The following is a 20,338-nucleotide window of genomic DNA, read 5'->3' as shown; positions in this document are numbered from 1 at the left end:
CGTCACCGGGCTGCGGTTAGACTTCCGGCATGACGCCTGCCCACGATCCGCGCCGCGCTCAGCTGCGACGCCTGAAAGCCCTCGCACTGGGCCTGCTGCTGTTGATGCTGGCCGGATTCGCGGTCAGCCACTGGCAGGGCGAACGCGGCATCTGGGCCTGGGTCTCGGCGTTCTGCGAGGCCGCAGCCGTGGGCGCACTGGCCGACTGGTTCGCCGTCGTCGCGCTGTTCCGGCGCCCGATGGGCCTGCCGATTCCGCACACTGCGATCATCCCGCGCAGCAAGGAACGCATCGGCGACAGCCTCGCCCTGTTCGTGCGTGACCAGTTCCTGGAACCGCAGGTGCTGCTGGCCAAGCTGCAGGTGTTCGATCCGGCCAGCCGCCTCGGCAGTTGGCTGGCCGACCCGGCGCGCTCGCGGATGCTGGCCGACATGGCACGCGGCTGGGCCCTGCAGGCACTGGACTTCTTCGACGAGACAGCGGTGCGCCGGCAGCTGCATGCGTTCGTGGTGCAGCAGCTGCGGCAGTGGAATGCCGCCGCCACCGCCGGTGAGCTGCTTGCCCTGCTGACCGCCGACGGGCGCCACCAGCGCGTGCTGGACGAGGGCCTGCAGCGGCTCGGCCGCTGGCTGGAACAGCCAGAAGTGAAGGAACGCGCCTCGCAGCTGATCGTGCGCTACATCCAGCGCGAATGGCCGACGCTCTCGAGCACGGTGAACTGGGTGAAGCCGATCGATGAGATCGGCGACAGCCTGGCCGAGCGCCTGGCGCGGGCGGTGCTGGAAGAACTGCAGCAGGTATTGGCCGAGCCGCAGCATCCGCTGCGCCAGGACTACGAGACCTGGCTGCAGAACTACGTGCAGCGCCTGCGCGAGGACCCGGCCCTGGCCGAGCGCATCGAACAGCTCAAGCAGGAAATGATCGACCATCCGGCCCTGCAGGACTACGTGCAAGGGCTGTGGGCGCGCATCCACGCCAGCCTGCGCGACGACCTGCAGCGCGAGGACTCGGCGCTGGTCGGACACCTGCAGCGCAGCCTCGCCTCGCTGGGCGCCAGCCTGCAGGCCGACCCGGCCCTGCGCGAGGCCCTCAACCAGCACCTGCTGGAAGGTGCGCAACGCCTGACCGGCCGCCTGCGCGAGGGTGTGACCACGCATATCGCGCAGACCGTGAAGGGCTGGGACGAGCGCCATCTGGTCGAACAGCTGGAACTGAGCGTGGGCCGCGACCTGCAGTTCATCCGCTTCAACGGCACGCTGGTGGGTGGGCTGATCGGCCTGTTGCTGCATGCGGCGACAGTGGTGTTCAGGTTCTAGGCCTCGGTGCGCCCGGATCATCATGCTTGATTCATAAAATGCGAATGCCTATCATTTACTGATCGGTTGTACGCTTAGCCAAGCGGGCGCGGAAGACGCGCCCATCGCCCGTGTACATCCCCGACCTCTGGATTGCCCGCCTGCGCGGGCAGTGCTTCGTCGATGGGACACGCTGGGCGACATGCGCAGGGCGCAAGGGGGCCGCGGACGCGTTCCATCCCCTCCCCTACCTGCAGGAACACCGTGGACCGCTCGCCCGCAACCGCCAGCCCCCGCACCTTCTTCTCCAATCCACGCTGGGGCGTGCTGTCACGCTCGCTGGCCGCGATCTTCGGCGGCTACGCGCTGGCTTCGGCCACCAGCGTGTTCTGCGCGGTGGCGCTGCCCGGTGCGCGCGGCCAGGCCGTGCTGACCGGCATGCTGCTGGCCATCCTGGTGGCCGCCTGCGCAGCGCTGTGGGCGTTCGCGACCCGCAGCGCGCTGCGCGCCTGGGTGGGCATCCTCGCGCCCGCGCTGCTGATGGCCGCCATTGCGCGCCTGCTGGGGGCCTGGGCATGAAGAACGGGTTCCGCCAGTCGATGGCCTGGCTACATACCTGGACCGGCCTGCTGGTCGGCTGGTTGCTGCTGCTGATCTTCATGGCGGGCACCGCCAGCTACTATCGCGAGGAAATCAGCCGCTGGATGCGACCGGAACTTCCGTCCAGCCAGGTCAGCATCGATGTCGCCGCGCAGCGCGCCGTGGATTACCTGCAGGCCAATGCGGCGCAGGCCGGGAACTGGTTCGTCACCCTGCCGCAGCCGCGCAACCCGGCCATGCAGATGTTCTGGCGGTTGCCACCGGAGCTGGCCGATCCCAGTCGCGGCCGTCGCGGTGGCTTCGGCGAAGCCACGCTGGACCCGAATACCGGCCAGGCACTGAAGGCACGCGAAACGCGGGGCGGTGATTTCTTCTACCGCCTGCATTTCGACCTGCACTACATCCCGGTGCTGTGGGCGCGCTACCTGGTCGGCTTCTGCGCGATGTTCATGCTGGTGGCGATCATCACCGGCGTCATCACCCACAAGAAAATCTTCAAGGACTTCTTCACCTTCCGCAAGGACAAGGGCCTGCGGTCCTGGCTCGATTTCCACAACGTCAGCGCGGTGATGGCCCTGCCCTACCACGCGATGATCACCTACACCGGCATCGTCACCCTGATGGTCATGTACCTGCCGTGGGGGGTGAAAGTCGCCTACCCGCAGGACGAAGACAAGTTCTTCAGCGAAGCCTTCGGTGGCATGCCGGAGGTGACCGCGCCGGCCGAAGGCCGCGCCACGCCGCTGCCGATCGCGCAGCTGCTGGACAGCGCACGTGCGCACTGGCACGGCGTGGAAGTGGCCGGCTTCACCGTGTCCAACCCGGGGGCGGCCAATGCGGTGATCGACATCCGCCAACGCGACGGCAAGCGCCTGTCCACCGACACTCCCGCCGTTCGCTACGACATGGTCAACGGCGCGCTGCTGGAAGAGACGCCGCCGTCCGGCGGTGCCACCGCCACCCGTGGCGTGCTGTACGGCCTGCACCTGGCGCGCTTCGCCGATTGGGGCCTGCGTGCACTGTTCTTCCTGTCCGGCCTGGTCGGCTGCCTGATGGTCGCCAGCGGCGTGGTGCTGTGGGCGGTGAAGGAACGGCCCAGGCATGCCAAGAGCGGCCGCACCGGCTTCGGCCTGCGCCTGGTCGATGCGCTGAACATCGGCACCGTGGCCGGCCTGCCGATCGCCTTTGCGGCCTACTTCTGGGGCAACCGCCTGCTGCCGCTGGACATCGCCGGGCGCGCGAGTGCGGAAGCCAACGTGTTCTTCTACGCCTGGGGCGGCGCGCTGCTGGCCGCCTTCATCTGGCCGAAGCGGATGATGTGGGCGTGGCAGCTGTACCTGGGTGCGGCTGCGTTCGCGCTGGTACCGGTGGTCAACGCGCTGACCACGCACGCGCATCTTGGCGTCACATTGCGCAGCGGTGACTGGGTACTGGCTGGCGTCGATCTGTCGATGATCGCGTTCGGTGCGATGCTGGCGCTGTGCGGCTGGCGCATGCAGCGCTGGACGCCACCGCTGAGCGCGGCCGAGAAGAAGAAGCGCGCCGCCGCCGCAGCAGCACCCAGGGCCCCGGTGGACGCTGCGGAAACCGCCGAAGCGGAGGCCAGCGCATGATGCTGCTGGCACTGGCCCTGTCGTTCTCCGCGTTCACCGCGTTGTCGCTGGCGATGGAAAAGCACCAGCACGACCTGCACGGCAGCGCCGCAGCCACGCCCGCACGGCGCACCCAGTGGCGCGTGCTGGGCTGGGCCCTGCTGACGGTGGCGTTCGCGCTGTGCGTGATCGACCACGGCTGGGCGATGGGCCCGGTGCTGTGGCTGGGCACGATGACACTGGGCGGTCTGGCGCTGTCGTTCGGGCTGTACCCGTACCGGCCGAAGTGGATCGCGGCGTTGGCGATCGTGCTGCCGGTGCTGGGGCTGGTGGTGGCGGTGCTGTAGCCGGGCCACCGGGGTCGGATCCCTTTCGCGAAGCGCAAGGGCTCTGACCCCTGGTGCGTAGATCCGGATGGGGTCAGAGCCCCTGCGCTTCGCGCAGGGGATCCGACCCCGGGCGTCGCGTTACCCCAACCGCTTCAATTCCCACGCGCGGTGGATGCGCGCGTTGCGCTCGAAGTCCGGGCCGATGGTGCGCGCGGTGATCTCGCGGCACTGGGCGAATTCGGCGATGGCGTTCTCTTCCAGCTTGAAGCGGCGGAAATTGTTGGAGAAGTACAGCACGCCGCCCGGCGCCAGCCGCGCCACGGCTGCACGCAGCAGCTTGATCTGCTCGCGCTGCACGTCGAAGTCATCGGCGCGCGCGGAGTTGGAGAAGGTCGGCGGGTCACAGAAGATCACGTCGTACTGGCCACGGTCGCCCTCCAGCCACGCCATCGCGTCGGCCTGCACCAGCAGGTGCTGGTTGCCGCCCTGCCCGTTCAACGCCAGGTTGTCGTAGCACCACTGCAGGTAGGTCGCCGACAGATCGACGCTGGTGGTGCTGGCGGCACCGGCCACCGCCGCCTGCACACTGGCCACGCCGGTGTAGCAGAACAGGTTGAGGAAGCGCTTGCCACGTACCTGCTCGGCCATCATCCGGCGCAGCGGGCGGTGGTCGAGGAACAGGCCGGTGTCCAGGTAGTCGAACAGATTCACCTGCAGCAGTGCATTGTTCTCGCGCACCACGATGAATTCGTCACGCTGCTCGAAGCGGCCGTACTTGCTGCCGCCCTTGCCGCGCTCGCGCGACTTCATCGAGACCTGCTCGGGCGGCACGCCGAACACTTCGCGCGCAGCGGCCAGCAGCTCGTTGCGGCGGCGGCGCACGTCGTTCTCGGGAATGGCAGCCGGTGCGGCGTATTCCTGCACGTGCAGGAAGGTACGGCGCTTGCCGCCGTCTTCCTCGTAGACGTCGATGGCGGCCGCGTACTCCGGCAGGTCGGCGTCATAGGCGCGGAAGCAGGTGATGTCTTCGCGGGCACGCCAGCTCTTGAACTTCTTCAGGTTCTTGCGCAGGCGGTTGGCCACCATCTGCGCGCCTTCGCTCAGCTCGCGCGGCTGCGCCGGGTCACGGCCCGGCACGGCGATCGGGTCGCAGACGATCAGCGCACATTCCAAGGCACCATTGAACATCTGGTACTTCTTGCCGGCGCGCAGGCCGGTGGCGAAGGCCAGTTCGTCGTTGCCGCACAGCAGGCTGGCGCGCCACTGCGGCACCGCCTTCTGCAGGGCGTTGCCCAGCGCGCGGTACAGCGCCGGATCGGCGGCCAGGCGTTCGTCGTACGGCGGGTTGCAGACCACCGCGCCGATCTCCTGTTCGGGCGCGGCCAGGTCGGCCACATCGGCGCGGGTGAAGCGGATCGCGTGGGCGACGCCCGCGACCTCGGCGTTCTCGCGTGCCGCCTGGATCGCGGTCGGATCGATGTCGCTGCCGTGGATGACCGGCTTCAGCGCGGCCAGGCCAGCGGCCTCACGGTCACGCGCTTCGCTCTGGATGGACTTCCAGGCGGCCTTGTCGAAGCCCAGCCAGCGGCTCGGCGGCAGGCTGCCATGACGCATCAGGCCGGGAGCGACGTCGGCGGCCATCAGCGCACCTTCGATCAGCAGGGTACCGCTGCCGCACATCGGATCCAGCAGGCCACCACCGGCAGCGTGCAGGCGCGGCCATTGCGCGCGCAGCAGCAGCGCGGCGGCCAGGTTTTCCTTCAGCGGTGCCTCGTGGGCAGCACCACGCCAGCCACGGCGATGCAGCGGGCCGCCGCCGAGATCGATCGACAACGAGGCACGGCCCTTGCGCAGCGACAGGTTGACGCGCACGTCGGGCAGATCGGTGTTGACCGAGGGGCGTTCCAGGCCTTCATCGCGCATGCGGTCGACGATGGCGTCCTTGATCCGCTGCGTGGCGAAGCGGGCGTGGGTGATCTTGTCGCCGGACACGTGCGCGTCCACCGCCAGGGTCATCTCCGGCGTGATGTGCTCGTGCCACGGCAGCGCACGCACGCCGTCATACAGGGCCTGCTCATCCGGGCACTCGAACTCGTCGATGGGCCACAGCACGCGGCTGGCCAGGCGCGACCACATCACGATCCGCAGCGCCTGCGCCAGTTCGCCCTCGGCGTTGACGCCGGCAATGGTGGCAGTGGCCTTGCCAAGGCCCAGGGCCGACAGTTCATCGGCAAGCAGGTATTCCAGGCCCTTGGCGCAGGAGACGAAGAATTTCACGGGATCGGTTCGCAGGTGGTCGGGCGCGGCACAGGGGCCGGGCCGGTCGGAAAGGAGGGCCGTAGGCACGGCCGGCAGGCCCGCGCCGGGGGCGGCGGGGCTGCCATTGTAGTCAATGCGGGCGGGCGCGCCGTGCGCCCGGGCTTCACAGTTGCCGCAGCAAGCGTTCGAAGGCCTGCGCGGACGCCTCCACGTGGCGCTCGAGGCGGTGGCCGTCGTCGACCAGCAGCAGCTGCGCCGAGCGCGCCTGCGCCCACGCGATCACTCCCGCTGCTGGCACCACGTCGTCATGCCAGGCCTGGACCACGGTGGTCGGCACGGCGGCGGCGTCCAGCGCCGGCATCGGGCCCATCGTGGTCGGCGGCACCATCAGGAACAGGCCGGCCACCGGTACCTGCAACGAGGCGATGGCGGAAATGTAGGCGCCCAGGCTGGAGCCGGCCAGCACCACCGGCCCTTGCCGGGCCGCGATGGCGGCGCGCTCGACCAGGCGGCGCAGGCGGGTCGGCACGTCGCCTACCCGGCTGACCTCGCTCATCGCGTCCAGGTCGGTGTAGTCCGGGCGCTCATGGGTCCAGCCCAGGCGCTGCGCCACGTCGGCCAGCGCGGTGACCTTGGTCGCTTCCGGGCCGCTCTCGAAGCCATGCGACAGGATGCAGTGGCCGCGGCTCATGCACGTGCTCCGTGCGAGCGGGCCAACGAGGAAAGAGAAGGCAGGTTCATGCCGCAATGCTAGCATCGCCGGATGCCCAACCCGCTCCTGCCCGGCCTGCAGCTGCAGCCCCTGCCCTACGAAGACCGACTGCCGCTGCGCGACCCGGCCACGCTGGAGATGGTGGTGATCCACTGCACCGAGCTGCCCGATCTGGCGACGGCCCGCGAGTACGGCGAGCGCGTGCTGTACGACAGCGGCGCCGGCAACAGCGGGCACTTCTACATCGACCGCGATGGCAGCGTGGTGCAGTACGTGGCACCGGAACGCGTGGCCCATCACGTGCGCGGCATGAACGCGCATACGCTGGGCATCGAGCTGGTCAATACCGGGCGCTATCCGGACTGGTTCGACAGCCGCCACCAGGCGATGGACGAGGCGTACACCGAGGCACAGCTGCAGGCGCTGGAACAGCTGCTGCTGGCGCTGGTGGCGCACTACCCGTCGCTGCGACGGATTGCCGGGCATGACCAGCTGGACCTGGAACGGGTGCCGGCCAGCGACGATTCGACGTTGACGGTGGCGCGCAAGCGCGATCCGGGGCCGCTGTTCCCGTGGGCGCGGGTGCTGGCGAAGGTGCCGTTGCAGCCGGTTGGGTAAGCGGCAGGGCTGCGCCCTGCACCCGCAGAGGCAACGGCAACGTAACGTCAACGTCAAACGCTGGCATTCCGTGGGATGGCGGGGTGGGTCCGGTTGCGGACACCCCCGCAACCGGCCCCACCCCGCCTTCGACAGTTCTCCGCGATCCTTCGAATCGACACGGGGTCGGATCCCGTTGCTACGCAACGGGCTCTGACCCGATTTTCGGTTGATGGGGTCAGAACCGTTCTCCGTTGGAAAACGGATCCGACCCCGCGCGGCTCAGGCGCCGGTCGCCACCGGGCGGCTGCTGTCGCTGACCCACCCGCTCCAGGAGTCGGCGTAGATGCGCGCGCCGGACAGGCCCGCCGTTTCCATCGCCAGCAGCAGATGGCAGGCGGTCACGCCGGAGCCGCACATCAGCACCACCTGCTGCGGATCGCGGTTGCCGATCACGCCCTGCAGTTCGGCGCGCAGCGCCTGTGGGTCGCGCAGGTGGCCATCGAGTACGTTCAAGGCGAACGGGCGGTTGACCGCGCCCGGCACATGGCCGGCGACCGGGTCCAGCGGCTCGACGTCACCGCGGAAGCGCTCACCCGCGCGCGCGTCGACCAACCAGCCCGGCGCGTGCTTCAGCCGTGCGCTGATTTCATCGGCGTTGGCGATCTGGGTGGTGTCGAAACGGCCCGGGTAGGCAGGTAACACCGTCACTTCAGTCGGCCCGCTCGCCAGCGCGTGACCGGCGGCCTGCCAGGCGGCAATACCGCCGTCGAGCACGGCCACCCGGGTGTGCCCGATCAGCCGCAGCAGCCACCACAGGCGCGAGGCGGCCATGCTGCCGTCGCTGCCGTCGTAGACCACCACCTGGGTTTCGGGACCGATGCCCCACGTGCCGAGCTTCGCGGCGAACGCATCGCTGTCCGGCAGCGGGTGCCGGCCGTGGCCGCTTCGGGTCAGATCCGACAGATCACGGTTGAGATCGGCATGCACCGCAGTCGGTATGTGCCCTGCCAGATACTGGCCGCCCGCAGCCTGCGGATCGGCCAGCGAAGCACGCGCATCGACCACGCGCACGGCGGTGCTGGCGGTGGCACGCGCGTCGACGACGCGCACGCCTGCGCCCAGCGCAGCGGCAAGGGTGGTGACATCGACCAGGGTGGTCCACGGCGGATCGATCGGCTTCATTTCACTTGCTCCAGGCGACGACGCAGGTTGTAGAGAATGGCGGCGGTCGCGCCCCAGATGCGCTGCCCCGGCCAGCCATACTCCAGGACGTGGCGGACCCGGCCGCGATGAGTGATTTCGACCTGGCGCAGGCTGTCGGGCGCCATCAGATAATCCAGCGGCACCTCGAACACTTCGGCCACTTCGCTGGGCTGCGGCACCGGCACGAAATCCGGATCCACCACCGCCACCACCGGCGTGACCCGGTAGCCGGTGATGGTGACGAAGGGATCGAGATACCCCAGCGCCTGCACCTGGCCGGGCGCCAATGCGATTTCTTCCTGGCTCTCGCGCAGCGCGGCCGCCAATGCGTCACGGTCATCGGGCTCGGTGCGGCCGCCGGGGAATCCGACCTGGCCCCCGTGCGTGCGCAGGGTTTCGGTGCGGCGGGTCAGGATCACCTGTGCGCCGTTGGCGCGCGGGACGATGCCGGCCAGCACCGCAGCCTCCACCGGAGGCCCGGGCGGCAGCAGGTCGATCAGCTCACTGCGGTTCCAGCCGTCGCCGGCCGGCGGTTGGGCCAAGGGGTGCAGCGCGCGCATCAGTCGCTCGTGGTCGGCCAGCGAGCCACGCAGCGATTGCTGCAGTTGTTCGCGCAGGGGCTGCACGCGGTGCAGGATGCGGCTGCGTTCCTCGTTGCTCATCGACGACCACCGCGCGATCTCATCGATATGCCGCGCGCAGCCGGTGCATTGCCGGTACGGATCCAGCGTGCACACTCCGATGCAGGGACTTGCGACAACACGCGCCGTTTCTTCCATTGTTTGCACCCGGCAACAGTAGCGCGATCGGGCTGAATTTGCGCGGGTGGCCCGGCCCAACGGTAGAGTCGACTGTCAGTCGACGCTCGCGCGCAGCGCGGGCGTTTCACCGCCAGGGGCTGCACAAACAGAAACGCGCCGGTGGGATCACCGGCGCGTTTCGTTTGCTGTTTCGATTTACTTGACGCTGACCAGCTTGATCTCGAACTGCACAGCCACGTTCGGCGGGAACGGGGTGCGCGGGTCGGCACCGTAGGCCTGGTCCGGCGGCAGGGTGACTTCCCACTTCGAGCCGGCCGGCATCTGCAGCAGGGTCTCGCGCATGGCCTTCATTTCAACTTCGCTGACCTTGATCGACGGGATCTGCTGGGCCGGGCGGGCTTCGGTCGGGCGCTGGCCGTACGGGAACGGACCGGCCACTTCCAGCTGCACGGTGCTGGCCTGGGTCGGCTTGGCGCCCTTGCCGGCTTCGATCACGCGGTACTGGACGCCGCTCGGCAGGGACTGCACGCCGGCCTTGGCCTTGTTCGCCGCGATGAACTGATCGCTCTTGGTCTTGTTTTCGGCAGCCGCCTTTTCGTACTCGGCCTTGGCAGCCTGGGCACGGCCCTGCTCGCGCTTCTGGAACGCTTCAACGGCCGGCTTCAGCTGCTCGGCGGTGATCGCCGGCTGCTTCTTGGCGTAGGCATCCTGCAGGCCCTTCACCACCGAGTTGATGTCCAGCTGCTCACCGCGACCGGTCAGCTCCGCCAGGTTGTTGCCGTAGTCGTAACCGAAGTAATAACTCAGCTTGCCCTTCTCGGACGCGATGTCCTGGGCGAAGGCATTGCCCGTCAGGGCCAGGGCCGCGACGGCGACCGCGATAGAACGCAACTTCATCAAACAGTTCTCCAGGGGTGGTAACTCAGGGACGTTCTTCGCCGCCCTGAGGCGACGGGTTAGGATAACGGGCGCAACGTGTAACCGCTACTCACGATGCAGGCTATGACCCGTCTGCGTTTGCAGAGTTCAATATCACTTTTTTTTAACGTTCCAGGAGTTTCCCCGTGGCCGATGCCCTGATCGCTGTTGCCGACGAAGGCGCCATCCGCACCGTGACCGTCCAGCGCCCGGACAAGCTCAATGCCCTGAACGCCGCGACCCTGCAGGCGCTGGCCGATGCCTTCAGGGACGCCGCTGCCGATCCGGAGGTGCGCGTGGTGGTGTTGACCGGGGCGGGCCCGAAGGCCTTCGTAGCCGGTGCCGACATCGCGGAAATGAACACCCTCAGCGCCGTTCAGGGACGTGATTTCTCGCTGCTGGGCCAGGCCCTGATGCGCCAGATCGAACGCATGCCCAAGCCGGTCATCGCGCGCGTGAACGGTTTCGCGCTGGGCGGCGGGCTTGAGCTGGCGATGGCGTGCCACCTGCGCATCGCCGCCGATACCGCCAAGGTCGGCCAACCGGAAATCAATCTCGGCCTGATTCCCGGCTTCGGCGGCAGCCAGCGCCTGCTGCGCCTGTGTGGCCGCGCCGCCACCCTGGAGCTGTGCCTGCTGGGGGCGCCGATCAACGCCGCGCGTGCGCTGGAACTGGGCATCGTCAACGAAGTCGTGCCGGCCGACGCGCTGGACAACCGTGTACAGGACGTCGCCCGCCAGCTGGCACGCTCAGCGCCGCTGGCCCTGCGTGGCCTGCTCGACGCGGTGCACGTGGGCGGCGAGTGCAGCCTGGAGGCCGGGCTGGAATACGAAAGTGCGCAGTTCGGCCTGCTGTTCGCCACCGAGGACATGCGTGAAGGCACCAGTGCCTTCCTGCAGCGCCGCCCGCCGGCCTTCCAGAACCGCTGACGCCATGGCATCCCGACCCAACCCCGCGCAGTTGTTCGCCCGGGTCCAGGCAGACGATCTCGATGGCGCCCTGCAGGCGGGGCTGATGGACTACGTCGCCCGAGCCGGCGACGAACAGCTGCTGCCTGGCCACCCGGACCTTCCGCAGCGGCTGCAGCAGGCCCAGCAGCAACTGCGTACGGCCTGGGCCGCACGCGAACGCTATCGCGCCCGCGCGGTGCGCCTGGCCCGCCGCGAAGCCGAGCGCGATGCACGTCGCACCCCGCCCCCGGCGCCGGACGTGAAGCCCCCCCTGCCCGCCGCGGCGGCCGCGATTCTCGCCCGGGCCAAGGCCCGCGTCACCGGCAAGGAGCCGTAATGGCCACCGCGAAGAAGACTGCCCGCGCACCGGCGCGGCGCGGCGGCCGCATGCCGCGCGCCGACGTGGTGGAAATGTTCACCCGCCTGCGCGAGCTCAATCCGCACCCGAAGACCGAGCTTGAGTACAGCTCGCCGTTCGAACTGCTGGTGGCCGTGGCGCTGTCCGCCCAGGCCACCGACGTCGGCGTCAACAAGGCCACCCGCCGCCTGTTCCCGGTCGCCAACACGCCGGCGAAGATCCTCGCGCTCGGTGAGGATGGCCTGAAGCCGTACATCGCCACCATCGGGCTGTTCAACGCCAAGGCGAAGAACGTGATCGCCACCTGCGCGATCCTGCTGCAGAAGTACGGCGGCGAAGTGCCGCGCGACCGCGAAGCGCTGGAAGCGCTGCCCGGTGTGGGCCGCAAGACCGCCAACGTGGTGCTCAACACCGCCTTCGGCGAGCCGGTGATGGCGGTGGATACGCATATCTTCCGCGTCTCCAACCGTACCGGCCTGGCCCCCGGCAAGAACGTGCGCGAAGTGGAGGACACGCTGGTGAAGGTGATTCCGGCCGAGTTCCTGCTCGACGCGCACCATTGGCTGATCCTGCATGGCCGCTACGTGTGCAAGGCGCGCAAGCCGGATTGCCCGGGCTGCGTGATCGCCGACCTGTGCCGGTTCAAGGAAAAGACCACAGCCGAGACGTGACGCGGATCGTGTTGTGACGAAACGAAGACGGCGGGCACCAGGCCCGCCGTCCGCGTGTATGGACAAGGGTGCTTCAGGAGATCAGAACGACAGGTCGCCCCAGACGCCGAATTCCTTGGTCTTGTCGTTCTTCTTGTCGCTGGCGTTGGCCAGGTGCGTGTACTTGTACACGGTCGACAGCTTGAGGTTCTTCATGACCGGGAACTCGACGCCGACGTTCCAGTACTTGTCGCTCAGGGTCGGGTCCAGGGTCTTGCTGACGTCGGTGTCATCGTAACGACCGAACACGTTGATGCCGCCGTCGGTCACGCGCACGCTGCCCCACACCGACCAGCCACTGGTCTTGTCGGTGGCAACGGTCAGCACGTTGTTGAGGTTCTTGGCCTGGAAGTACTCGCCGCCGACGCGGAAGTTGCTGTCGGCGTAGGCCACCATCGCGTTGGCGCGGGTGTAGGTGTTCTCGGCGCTCTGGATGTCGGTTTCCTTGCCCAGCTTGCCGCTGTAGCCGCCGACGGCGACCACGAAGTTCTCGTTCGGGGTGTAGGCCACGCGGCCTTCCACGTCCATGCCCTTGCTGCGGGTCGGGTTCTTGTAGCCGGCGCCGGACACGACCGAGACGGCGTAGTTGAAGTTGTTGCCCAGGTTGCCGAAGCCATGCAGGCCCCAGTCGGACGAGTTGCCGTACTTCAGGCGGTCGGTCAGGGTGTTCTCGACATAGCGCATGCCGTAGAACTTCTCGACGTACGGGATCCACGGCATGTCGGCGGCACCGACGCGCAGGTTGAAGGCCGGGTCGAAGCTGCCCTGCACGTAGGCCTTCTTGACGAACAGTTCGGTGTTGCCGATGGCCGAGCTGTACTGGAAGTCGGTGGTCAGGTTGGCCGACCAGATGTCGTTGAACTTGTGGTCGACGGTCAGGTAGAAGCGCTTGACGTCCAGGCCGGTGCCGCTGGCGGCGGTGTCCTTGCCGTTGCTGGTCTTGTCGATGTTGGTCAGGTCGAAGAACATGCGACCGCCAATCTTGTTGTCATTGACCAGCTTGGCCAGCTTGTCGACGCTGGTCTGGGTCTTCTGCGCACCTTCCAGGGCCTGCGCCTGGGTGATGTTCACTTCGGACTGCGCGTCGGACTGCGCCTGCAGCGCCTGCGAATCGTTCTGCAACTGCTGGACCTGGGCCTGCAGCGCAGCGATCTGTGCCTGCAGCTGCTGCAACTGTGCCTGGGACACGCCCGAGCTGGCGGGGGCTGCGAAGGCGTCGGCGGAAACCAGACCGAGGCTTGCAACGACCGCGGCGGCGAGCAAATGGGAACGCATTTTGGATTTCTCCAGAGGGTTGGAATGGCTTGGGCAGAACGCCACGCCGGCAGGCCGGTCAAGCGTTTTGCGAACGTTCCGTTAAAACCATGACAGCCGAATGACAGATTGAGCACCAACCCCAGATTTCTTCGTGCGGTCATGCGTACGACTCATTTGCGCGCACATGCTTATCGATCCGTTGCGCCCCATGGCGTGGTGTATCGGCACCGACACGCGGGCAAGCCGCCGGGTCACCCTGGTCCGCACCGCCCGGCTTCGCGCGGATGACGCGGAATCCCTGCGCAACGCCAGGCGCAGACCGCGCGAAGGGAGGCAGCCGTCACCTCATCGGCCACCTATGCAAGGTGACCGCAGCCGGCGCCGGCGCACCTCCCTTGTGCCCGCACGACCGCCTCAGCCGCTGCGCGAAACCTTCACGGCCCGCGCTGCGCAAGCGTCAGCCAGCGCTGTAACGGATGCGTCATACAACGGTCCCCGCGCTGTCATCGAACCGTTATGGAATGTGCGCCGGGCGGGTAACCCCGCATTCCAATCAACCCAGGAGCCACCCCGTGATCCACGCCTTCAAGTCGCGCGTTGCCGTTGCCGTCTTCGCAGCGTCGTCCGTGTTCGCCGCCAACGCCGCTGAAATCACCGGCGCGGGCGCCTCGTTCATCTACCCGGTGATGTCGAAGTGGTCGGCCGACTACAACGCTGCCACCAGCAACAAGGTCAACTACCAGTCGATCGGTTCCGGCGGCGGCATTGCGCAGATCAAGGCCAAGACCGTTGATTTCGGCTCTTCCGATGCACCGCTGAAGCCGGAAGAACTGGCCGCCTCGGGCCTGGCCCAGTTCCCGTCGGTGATCGGCGGCGTGGTGCCGGTGGTCAACGTGGCCGGCATCGCCCCGGGCGCACTCAAGCTGGACGGCACCGTGCTGGCCAACATCTTCCTGGGCAAGATCAAGACCTGGAACGACCCGGCCATCGCCGCGCTGAACCCGGGCGTGACCCTGCCGAACGCCAAGATCACCGTCGTGCACCGCTCGGATGGTTCGGGCACCACCTTCAACTTCGTCAACTACCTGTCCAAGGTCAGCCCGGAGTGGAAGAGCTCGGTCGGTGAAGGCACCTCGGTCCAGTGGCCGGCCGGCATCGGCGGCAAGGGCAACGAAGGCGTTGCTGCCTACGTGAAGCAGATCAAGGGCGGCATCGGCTACGTCGAACTGTCCTACGCACTGCAGAACAAGCTGTCGTACACGGCGATGAAGAACGCTGCCGGCAGGTTCGTCCAGCCGAGCGATGCATCGTTCGCCGCCGCTGCCGCCAGCGCCGACTGGGCCAGCGCCAAGGACTTCTACCTGGTGATGACCAACGCCCCGGGCGCCGAGTCCTGGCCGATCACCGCCACCAACTTCATCCTGGTGCACAAGAAGCCGAAGAACGCTGCCAACGGCAAGGCCACCCAGGAGTTCTTCCGCTGGGTCTACAAGAGCGGCGACGCCCAGGCCCGCCAGCTGGACTACGTGCCGCTGCCGGACAGCCTGGTCCGCCAGATCGAGACCTACTGGTCGCAGAACCTGAAGTAAGCACGTTCCCCCGCAGGAACGGGGCCGGCGGGTCCTCTCTCCCCCGCCGGCCCCAACCGGGCGCGAGATCCTCGAGATCTCGCGCTCTTCTTGTTTTCGGGGATGCATGCATCTGCCTCTGCAGCGCCGAGCCCACGCTCGGCTGGGTGCTGGAGCGTGCGGACCGACGGTCCGCACCTACCGAGGGCAGGGAGCCGTCGAACATGGCTTGACTCCACACGGGCCAACCGGCCGCCATACCGGTGCGCAGATCCGGGGTCTCCGGGGCTCTGCCGGATGGGGGCCAACCCGGTGAAACCCTTGTCAGAACGTGATCCAGGACACCTCTGTCATGGTCGTAATACGGCTGTAACAAAAACATCATTTCATAGCCGCATCCGCCGACCACGTCGGCTCTTCCCCGCTATGGAGTGACCATGAAACTGCACTCGGCCGGCCTTGCCGCCCTTTCCCTGGCCATCGCCCTGGGCCTGTCGGCCTGCGGTGGCGACAAGCAGGCCGCGCAGCAGCCGGCGGCCGACGGTGCCGCTGCCCCGGCCGCTGCCGGTGCCAAGGTGACCGCCGAAGTGTCCGGCGCGGGCGCGTCCTTCATCTTCCCGCTGGTCTCCAAGTGGTCGGCCGACTACAACGCCACCACCGGGGCCAAGATCAACTACCAGTCGATCGGCTCCGGCGGCGGCATCGCCCAGATCAAGGCCGGCACCGTCGACTTCGGCTCCTCCGACAAGCCGCTGAGCAGCGAAGAGCTGGCACAGGCCGGCCTGGCCCAGTTCCCGTCGGCCATCGGCGGCGTGGTGCCGGTGGTCAACATCGAAGGCCTGGAAGCCGGCAAGCTGCGCCTGAGCGGCGCCCTGCTGGCCGACATCTTCCTGGGCAAGGTCAAGACCTGGAACGATCCGGCCATCGTCGCCGCCAACCCGGGCGTGAAGCTGCCGGACGGCAAGATCACCCTGGTCCACCGTTCGGACGGTTCGGGCACCACCTTCAACTTCTCCAACTACCTGTCCAAAGTCAGCCCGGAGTGGAAGAGCAAGGTCGGCGAAGGCACCTCGGTGCAGTGGCCGGACGGCGTCGGTGGCAAGGGCAATGAAGGCGTCGCTTCGTACGTGAAGCAGATCAAGGGCTCCATCGGCTACGTCGAGCTGGCCTACGCGCTGCAGAACGGCATGCCGTACACCGCCATGCAGAACGCCGCCGGCAACTGGGTCGAGCCCAGCGCGGAAACCTTCGCCGCGGCGGCCGCCAGCGCCGACTGGGCCAGCGCCAAGGACTTCAACCTGGTCATCACCAACGCTGCGGGCGAGCAGGCGTGGCCGATCACCGCCACCAACTTCATGCTGATGCAGAAGCAGCCGAAGGACGCCAAGCGCAACCAGGACACCCTGGCCTTCTTCAAGTGGGCCTTCGAGAACGGCCAGGCCCAGGCCAACGAGCTGCACTACGTGCCGCTGCCGGCCGAACTGGTCAAGCAGATCGAGGCCTACTGGGCGACCGACCTGAAGTGACGGACTCGACGGTGCCCGCCCCGCGCGGGCACCGCTTCCACGCCGTGCCGCCCCGCCCCTTCCTGGCCCTGCCGTCCCCATGAATGCCATCGCCCAGCCTGTAGCCGCCCCGTCCACGCGTGATGCGCGTGATGCCCGCAACGACAAACTGTTCCGATGGGTGCTGGTCGGCACCGTCATCTTCGTCCTGATCGCCCTGGCCTGCGCCGCGCTGTCGATGCTGTGGGGCGGCCGCCATGCCCTGCAGATGCAGGGCCTGAGCTTCTTCTTCTCCGCCGACTGGAATCCGGTCGAAAACAAGTTCGGCGCGCTCGCCCCGATCTACGGCACCCTGGTCACCGCCGTCATTGCGATGGTCATCGCCGTGCCGGTCAGCTTCGGCATCGCCTTCTTCCTCACCGAAGTCGCACCACGCTGGCTGCGTGGCCCGGTCGGCACAGCCATCGAACTGCTGGCCGGCATTCCCTCGATCATCTACGGCATGTGGGGCCTGTTCGTGCTGGTGCCGGTGATGACCGAGTACGTCACGCCGTTCCTCAACGAGACCCTGGGCGAATGGCCGATCATCGGCCCGATGTTCCAGGGCCCGCCGCTGGGCATCGGCATGCTCACCGCCGGTTTCGTGCTGGCGATCATGGTCATTCCGTTCATCTCCTCGGTGATGCGCGAAGTGTTCCTGACCGTGCCGACCCGCCTGAAGGAATCGGCCTATGCGCTGGGCTCCACCAAGTGGGAAGTGAGCTGGGACATCGTGCTGCCCTACACCCGCTCGGCGGTGATCGGCGGCATCTTCCTCGGCCTCGGCCGCGCCCTCGGCGAGACGATGGCGGTGGCCTTCGTGATCGGCAACAGCGTGCGCCTGTCGCCGTCGCTGCTGGAACCGGGCACCACCATTGCTGCGCTGATCGCCAACGATTTCGGTGAAGCCACTGAAACCTACCGTTCGGCCCTGCTGCTGCTCGGCTTCGTCCTCTTCATCGTCACCTTCGTGGTGCTCGCCATCGCCCGCCTGATGCTGATGCGCCTGTCCCGCAAGGAGGGCAACTGATGTCCAGCACCGCTGACTCCCTGTACCTGCGCCGCCGCATCGGCAATGTCGTTGCGATCACCGCCTCCTGCGCCACCGCGCTGTTCGGTTTGTTCTTCCTGGGCTGGATCCTGTTCACCCTGGCCTCCAAGGGCCTGGCCGGCATCAACCTGGATCTGTTCACCAAGATGACGCCGCCGCCGATGCAGGAAGGCGGCCTCGCCAACGCGTTCTTCGGCAGCGCCGTGATGTGTGCGCTGGCCATCGGCATCGGCACCCCGCTGGGCGTATTGGCGGGCACCTGGCTGGCCGAGTACGGCAACGCCCGCAAGGCCGGCACCGTGGTCCGCTTCGTCAACGACATCCTGCTGTCGGCCCCGTCCATCGTGCTCGGCCTGTTCGTCTACACCCTGTACGTGATGCAGACCGGCGGCAACTTCTCGGCGTTCGCCGGTGCGCTGTCGCTGGCCTTCATCGTGCTGCCGGTGGTGGTACGCACCACCGACGAGATGCTGCGCCTGGTGCCCTCGCAGATGCGCGAAGCGGCCCTGTCGCTGGGCATCCCGCAGTGGAAGGTGATCGTGCAGGTGCTGTACCGCAGTGCCTCGGCCGGCATCATCACCGGCATCCTGCTGGCACTGGCCCGCATCTCCGGCGAGACCGCACCGCTGCTGTTCACCGCCTTCGGCAACCAGTACTGGAACAACAACATCTTCCAGCCGATGGCCTCGGTGCCGGTGGTGATGAACCAGTTCGCCGGCAGCCCGTATGAATCCTGGCAGGTGCTGGCCTGGGCCGGTGCCCTGGTGCTGACTGTCTTCGTGTTGCTGGTCAGCCTTGCCGCCCGCGGCATCCTGCTGCGCAACCGTATCTCCCATGACTGACCTTTCCGTGGATAACGCCATGAACGACCTTTCCAACGCCGTGCCGATGCAGCGCATCGCCGTGCCGTCCTCGCACGAGAGCCTGCACACGCCGTCGCCGGTGAAGCTGGCTGCGCGTGGACTGGACTTCTACTACGACAAGTTCCACGCCCTGAAGGGCATCAACCTGGAAATCCCGGAAAAGCGCGTGACCGCGCTGATCGGTCCTTCCGGTTGCGGCAAGTCGACCCTGCTGCGCATCTTCAACCGCATCTACGCGCTGTACCCGAAGCTGGAAGCGCGCGGTGAAGTGCTGCTGGACGGCGAGAACATCCTGTCGCCGAAGTACCCGATGAACCGCCTGCGCAGCAAGGTCGGCATGGTGTTCCAGAAGCCGGTGCCGTTCCCGATGACCATCTTCGAGAACGTGGCCTACGGCATCCGCCACCACGAGAAGCTGAGCAAGGCCGACATGGCCGACCGCGTCGAGCAGGCGCTGCGCCAGGGCGCGCTGTGGGACGAAGTGAAGGACAAGCTGGGGCAGAGCGCACTGGGCCTGTCCGGCGGCCAGCAGCAGCGCCTGTGCATCGCCCGTGCCGTGGCCCTGCGCCCGTCGGTGCTGCTGCTGGACGAGCCGACCTCGGCGCTGGATCCGATCTCGACCAGCCGCATCGAGCAGCTGGTGGAAGAACTCAAACACGAGTACACCATCGTGATCGTCACCCACAACATGCAGCAGGCCGCTCGCGTGTCCGACTACACCGCCTTCATGTACCTGGGCGACCTGATCGAGCACGACCGCACCGAAGTGATCTTCTCGCAGCCGTCGCAGCGGCAGACCGAGGACTACATCACCGGCCGCTTCGGCTGAAACGTCAGTCGAGCACGGCTCGACCCTGCAGACACCATCAGTCGAGCGTGGCTCGACTCTACAGAGTGGAACAACCATGAACCTTCCCAACGACCACATCGTCAAGAGCTACGACGAAGAGCAGCAGCGCCTGGTGGCCGAGATCGTGCGCATGGGCGAGATGGCCGTCGCCCAGCTCGAAGCGTCGATGGACGTGATCGAGAAGCGCGACGAGAACGCTGCCCATCGCATCATCGCCAACGACGAGGCGATCGATGCGCTGGAACAGCAGATCAGCCACGACGTGATGCGCCTGGCGCTGCGTGGCCCGATGGCGCGCGACCTGCGCGAGATCCTTGCCGGCCTGCGCATTCCGGCCGACATCGAGCGCATCGGTGACTACGCTGCCAACGTCGCCAAGCGCTCGATCGCGCTGGGCAAGGTGCCGCCGCTGCCGCAGATCCAGGGCCTGCGTGCACTGGGCCGCCTGGCCGCGCAGCAGGTCCGGCGTGCCATTGCCGCCTACCGCGACAACGATGCTGATGCCGCGCTGGAACTGCGTGAGGACGACGCCCGCCTGGACGCGCAGTACACCGCGCTGTTCCGCGAGCTGCTGACCTACATGATGGAAGACCCGCGCAACATCACCCCGTGCACGCACCTGCTGTTCATGGCCAAGAACCTGGAGCGCGTGGGCGACCACGCCACCAACATCGCCGAGAACGTATGGTTCCTGGTGCATGGCGAGCAGCCGCTGCCACCGCGTGAAAAGCGCGACGAGACCTCCAGCACCGGCCAGCCCTGACGCTGCACTGCAACACCGGAGTCGACTCCAAGGTGGCCGCTGTCCTGGTGACAGCGGCCTTCTTTTTTGGGGTGTTTCATCCGCATTGTGGGCGCCATGCGTGCCCGGTGCGGACCTGCCGGATGCTTCTGTAACAGATCTCACGAAAATTTGAG

20 protein-coding genes are annotated in these 20,338 nt (G+C 67.4%); 14 read left to right on the top strand and 6 right to left on the bottom strand.

What is annotated here, in order from left to right; translation table 11 throughout:
• Positions 1–29 precede the first annotated feature (29 nt).
• From AC5P8F_RS02365 to AC5P8F_RS02350, 4 genes are all read left to right on the top strand, one after another.
• A complete protein-coding gene (locus AC5P8F_RS02365) occupies positions 30–1,316 on the top strand; it encodes a DUF445 domain-containing protein (protein ID WP_049405926.1) in 1,287 nt (428 codons plus the stop codon).
• A 243-nt stretch (positions 1,317–1,559) separates the two neighbouring features.
• Positions 1,560–1,874: a DUF3649 domain-containing protein gene (locus tag AC5P8F_RS02360; RefSeq protein ID WP_046429774.1), complete on the top strand. Its 315-nt coding sequence runs from the start codon at positions 1,560–1,562 to the stop codon at positions 1,872–1,874.
• The gene (locus AC5P8F_RS02355) at positions 1,871–3,508 is read left to right on the top strand and encodes a PepSY-associated TM helix domain-containing protein (RefSeq protein WP_227863808.1); all 1,638 of its coding nucleotides are present in this window, start codon (positions 1,871–1,873) and stop codon (positions 3,506–3,508) included. Before AC5P8F_RS02360 ends, AC5P8F_RS02355 begins: the two co-directional genes overlap by 4 nt.
• Complete coding sequence (locus AC5P8F_RS02350; RefSeq protein WP_046429772.1) at positions 3,505–3,834, top strand: DUF3325 domain-containing protein; 330 nt, start codon at positions 3,505–3,507, stop codon at positions 3,832–3,834. Before AC5P8F_RS02355 ends, AC5P8F_RS02350 begins: the two co-directional genes overlap by 4 nt.
• 120 nt (positions 3,835–3,954) lie before the next feature.
• Here AC5P8F_RS02350 and rlmKL read toward each other — a convergent pair whose 3' ends face one another.
• Both rlmKL and AC5P8F_RS02340 read right to left on the bottom strand, forming a co-directional pair.
• Complete coding sequence (gene rlmKL, locus AC5P8F_RS02345) at positions 3,955–6,093, bottom strand: bifunctional 23S rRNA (guanine(2069)-N(7))-methyltransferase RlmK/23S rRNA (guanine(2445)-N(2))-methyltransferase RlmL (protein ID WP_481453857.1); 2,139 nt, start codon at positions 6,091–6,093, stop codon at positions 3,955–3,957.
• 145 nt (positions 6,094–6,238) lie between these two features.
• Positions 6,239–6,766: an alpha/beta hydrolase gene (locus AC5P8F_RS02340; RefSeq protein WP_032961606.1), complete on the bottom strand. Its 528-nt coding sequence runs from the start codon at positions 6,764–6,766 to the stop codon at positions 6,239–6,241.
• Between the two features lie 72 nt (positions 6,767–6,838).
• Between AC5P8F_RS02340 and AC5P8F_RS02335 the strand changes: the two genes are divergently transcribed.
• A complete protein-coding gene (locus AC5P8F_RS02335; protein ID WP_142234470.1) occupies positions 6,839–7,405 on the top strand; it encodes an N-acetylmuramoyl-L-alanine amidase in 567 nt (188 codons plus the stop codon).
• A 261-nt stretch (positions 7,406–7,666) separates the two neighbouring features.
• Here AC5P8F_RS02335 and AC5P8F_RS02330 read toward each other — a convergent pair whose 3' ends face one another.
• From AC5P8F_RS02330 to AC5P8F_RS02320, 3 genes are all read right to left on the bottom strand, one after another.
• Positions 7,667–8,569, bottom strand: coding sequence for a sulfurtransferase (locus tag AC5P8F_RS02330; protein ID WP_032960239.1), 903 nt, complete (start codon positions 8,567–8,569; stop codon positions 7,667–7,669).
• The gene (locus AC5P8F_RS02325; RefSeq protein ID WP_032960242.1) at positions 8,566–9,369 is read right to left on the bottom strand and encodes a CoA pyrophosphatase; all 804 of its coding nucleotides are present in this window, start codon (positions 9,367–9,369) and stop codon (positions 8,566–8,568) included. The genes AC5P8F_RS02330 and AC5P8F_RS02325 overlap by 4 nt, the downstream gene beginning before the upstream one ends.
• Positions 9,370–9,546: 177 nt before the next feature.
• The gene (locus AC5P8F_RS02320; RefSeq protein WP_014646545.1) at positions 9,547–10,248 is read right to left on the bottom strand and encodes an FKBP-type peptidyl-prolyl cis-trans isomerase; all 702 of its coding nucleotides are present in this window, start codon (positions 10,246–10,248) and stop codon (positions 9,547–9,549) included.
• Positions 10,249–10,415: 167 nt separating this feature from the next.
• On the opposite strand from AC5P8F_RS02320, the gene AC5P8F_RS02315 reads away from it, so the two are divergent.
• Genes AC5P8F_RS02315 through nth form a run of 3 tightly spaced genes read left to right on the top strand, consistent with a single transcriptional unit; the run spans position 10,416 to position 12,248 of the window.
• Positions 10,416–11,198, top strand: a complete 783-nt coding sequence (locus AC5P8F_RS02315; protein WP_049407492.1) for an enoyl-CoA hydratase/isomerase family protein — start codon at positions 10,416–10,418, stop codon at positions 11,196–11,198.
• A 4-nt stretch (positions 11,199–11,202) separates the two neighbouring features.
• Positions 11,203–11,556: a hypothetical protein gene (locus AC5P8F_RS02310; protein WP_049442206.1), complete on the top strand. Its 354-nt coding sequence runs from the start codon at positions 11,203–11,205 to the stop codon at positions 11,554–11,556.
• On the top strand, positions 11,556–12,248 hold the full coding sequence (gene nth / locus AC5P8F_RS02305; RefSeq protein ID WP_014646542.1) for an endonuclease III: 693 nt from the start codon (positions 11,556–11,558) through the stop codon (positions 12,246–12,248). Before AC5P8F_RS02310 ends, nth begins: the two co-directional genes overlap by 1 nt.
• 81 nt (positions 12,249–12,329) lie before the next feature.
• Here nth and AC5P8F_RS02300 read toward each other — a convergent pair whose 3' ends face one another.
• The gene (locus AC5P8F_RS02300) at positions 12,330–13,562 is read right to left on the bottom strand and encodes a porin (RefSeq protein ID WP_014646541.1); all 1,233 of its coding nucleotides are present in this window, start codon (positions 13,560–13,562) and stop codon (positions 12,330–12,332) included.
• A gap of 554 nt (positions 13,563–14,116) precedes the next feature.
• Between AC5P8F_RS02300 and pstS (AC5P8F_RS02295) the strand changes: the two genes are divergently transcribed.
• From pstS (AC5P8F_RS02295) to phoU, 6 genes are all read left to right on the top strand, one after another.
• A complete protein-coding gene (gene pstS, locus AC5P8F_RS02295; protein WP_241886645.1) occupies positions 14,117–15,133 on the top strand; it encodes a phosphate ABC transporter substrate-binding protein PstS in 1,017 nt (338 codons plus the stop codon).
• A gap of 416 nt (positions 15,134–15,549) precedes the next feature.
• Complete coding sequence (gene pstS / locus AC5P8F_RS02290) at positions 15,550–16,638, top strand: phosphate ABC transporter substrate-binding protein PstS (RefSeq protein ID WP_049405775.1); 1,089 nt, start codon at positions 15,550–15,552, stop codon at positions 16,636–16,638.
• Positions 16,639–16,717: 79 nt separating this feature from the next.
• On the top strand, positions 16,718–17,686 hold the full coding sequence (pstC, locus tag AC5P8F_RS02285; RefSeq protein ID WP_005412771.1) for a phosphate ABC transporter permease subunit PstC: 969 nt from the start codon (positions 16,718–16,720) through the stop codon (positions 17,684–17,686).
• A complete protein-coding gene (pstA, locus tag AC5P8F_RS02280) occupies positions 17,686–18,549 on the top strand; it encodes a phosphate ABC transporter permease PstA (RefSeq protein ID WP_014646538.1) in 864 nt (287 codons plus the stop codon). Before pstC ends, pstA begins: the two co-directional genes overlap by 1 nt.
• 19 nt (positions 18,550–18,568) lie before the next feature.
• Positions 18,569–19,399 carry a phosphate ABC transporter ATP-binding protein PstB gene (gene pstB / locus AC5P8F_RS02275; protein ID WP_005408788.1) on the top strand — a complete coding sequence of 277 codons (831 nt, stop codon included), beginning with the start codon at positions 18,569–18,571 and terminating at the stop codon, positions 19,397–19,399.
• A 76-nt stretch (positions 19,400–19,475) separates the two neighbouring features.
• Complete coding sequence (phoU, locus tag AC5P8F_RS02270; protein ID WP_005408787.1) at positions 19,476–20,183, top strand: phosphate signaling complex protein PhoU; 708 nt, start codon at positions 19,476–19,478, stop codon at positions 20,181–20,183.
• The last annotated feature ends 155 nt before the right edge of the window (positions 20,184–20,338 follow it).

The sequence above is a fragment of the Stenotrophomonas sp. YJH_SMC_69 genome (assembly GCF_059370495.1).
The sequence above is the reverse complement of the archived record's forward strand: the minus strand, read 5'-3'. Positions and strand labels throughout refer to the sequence as shown.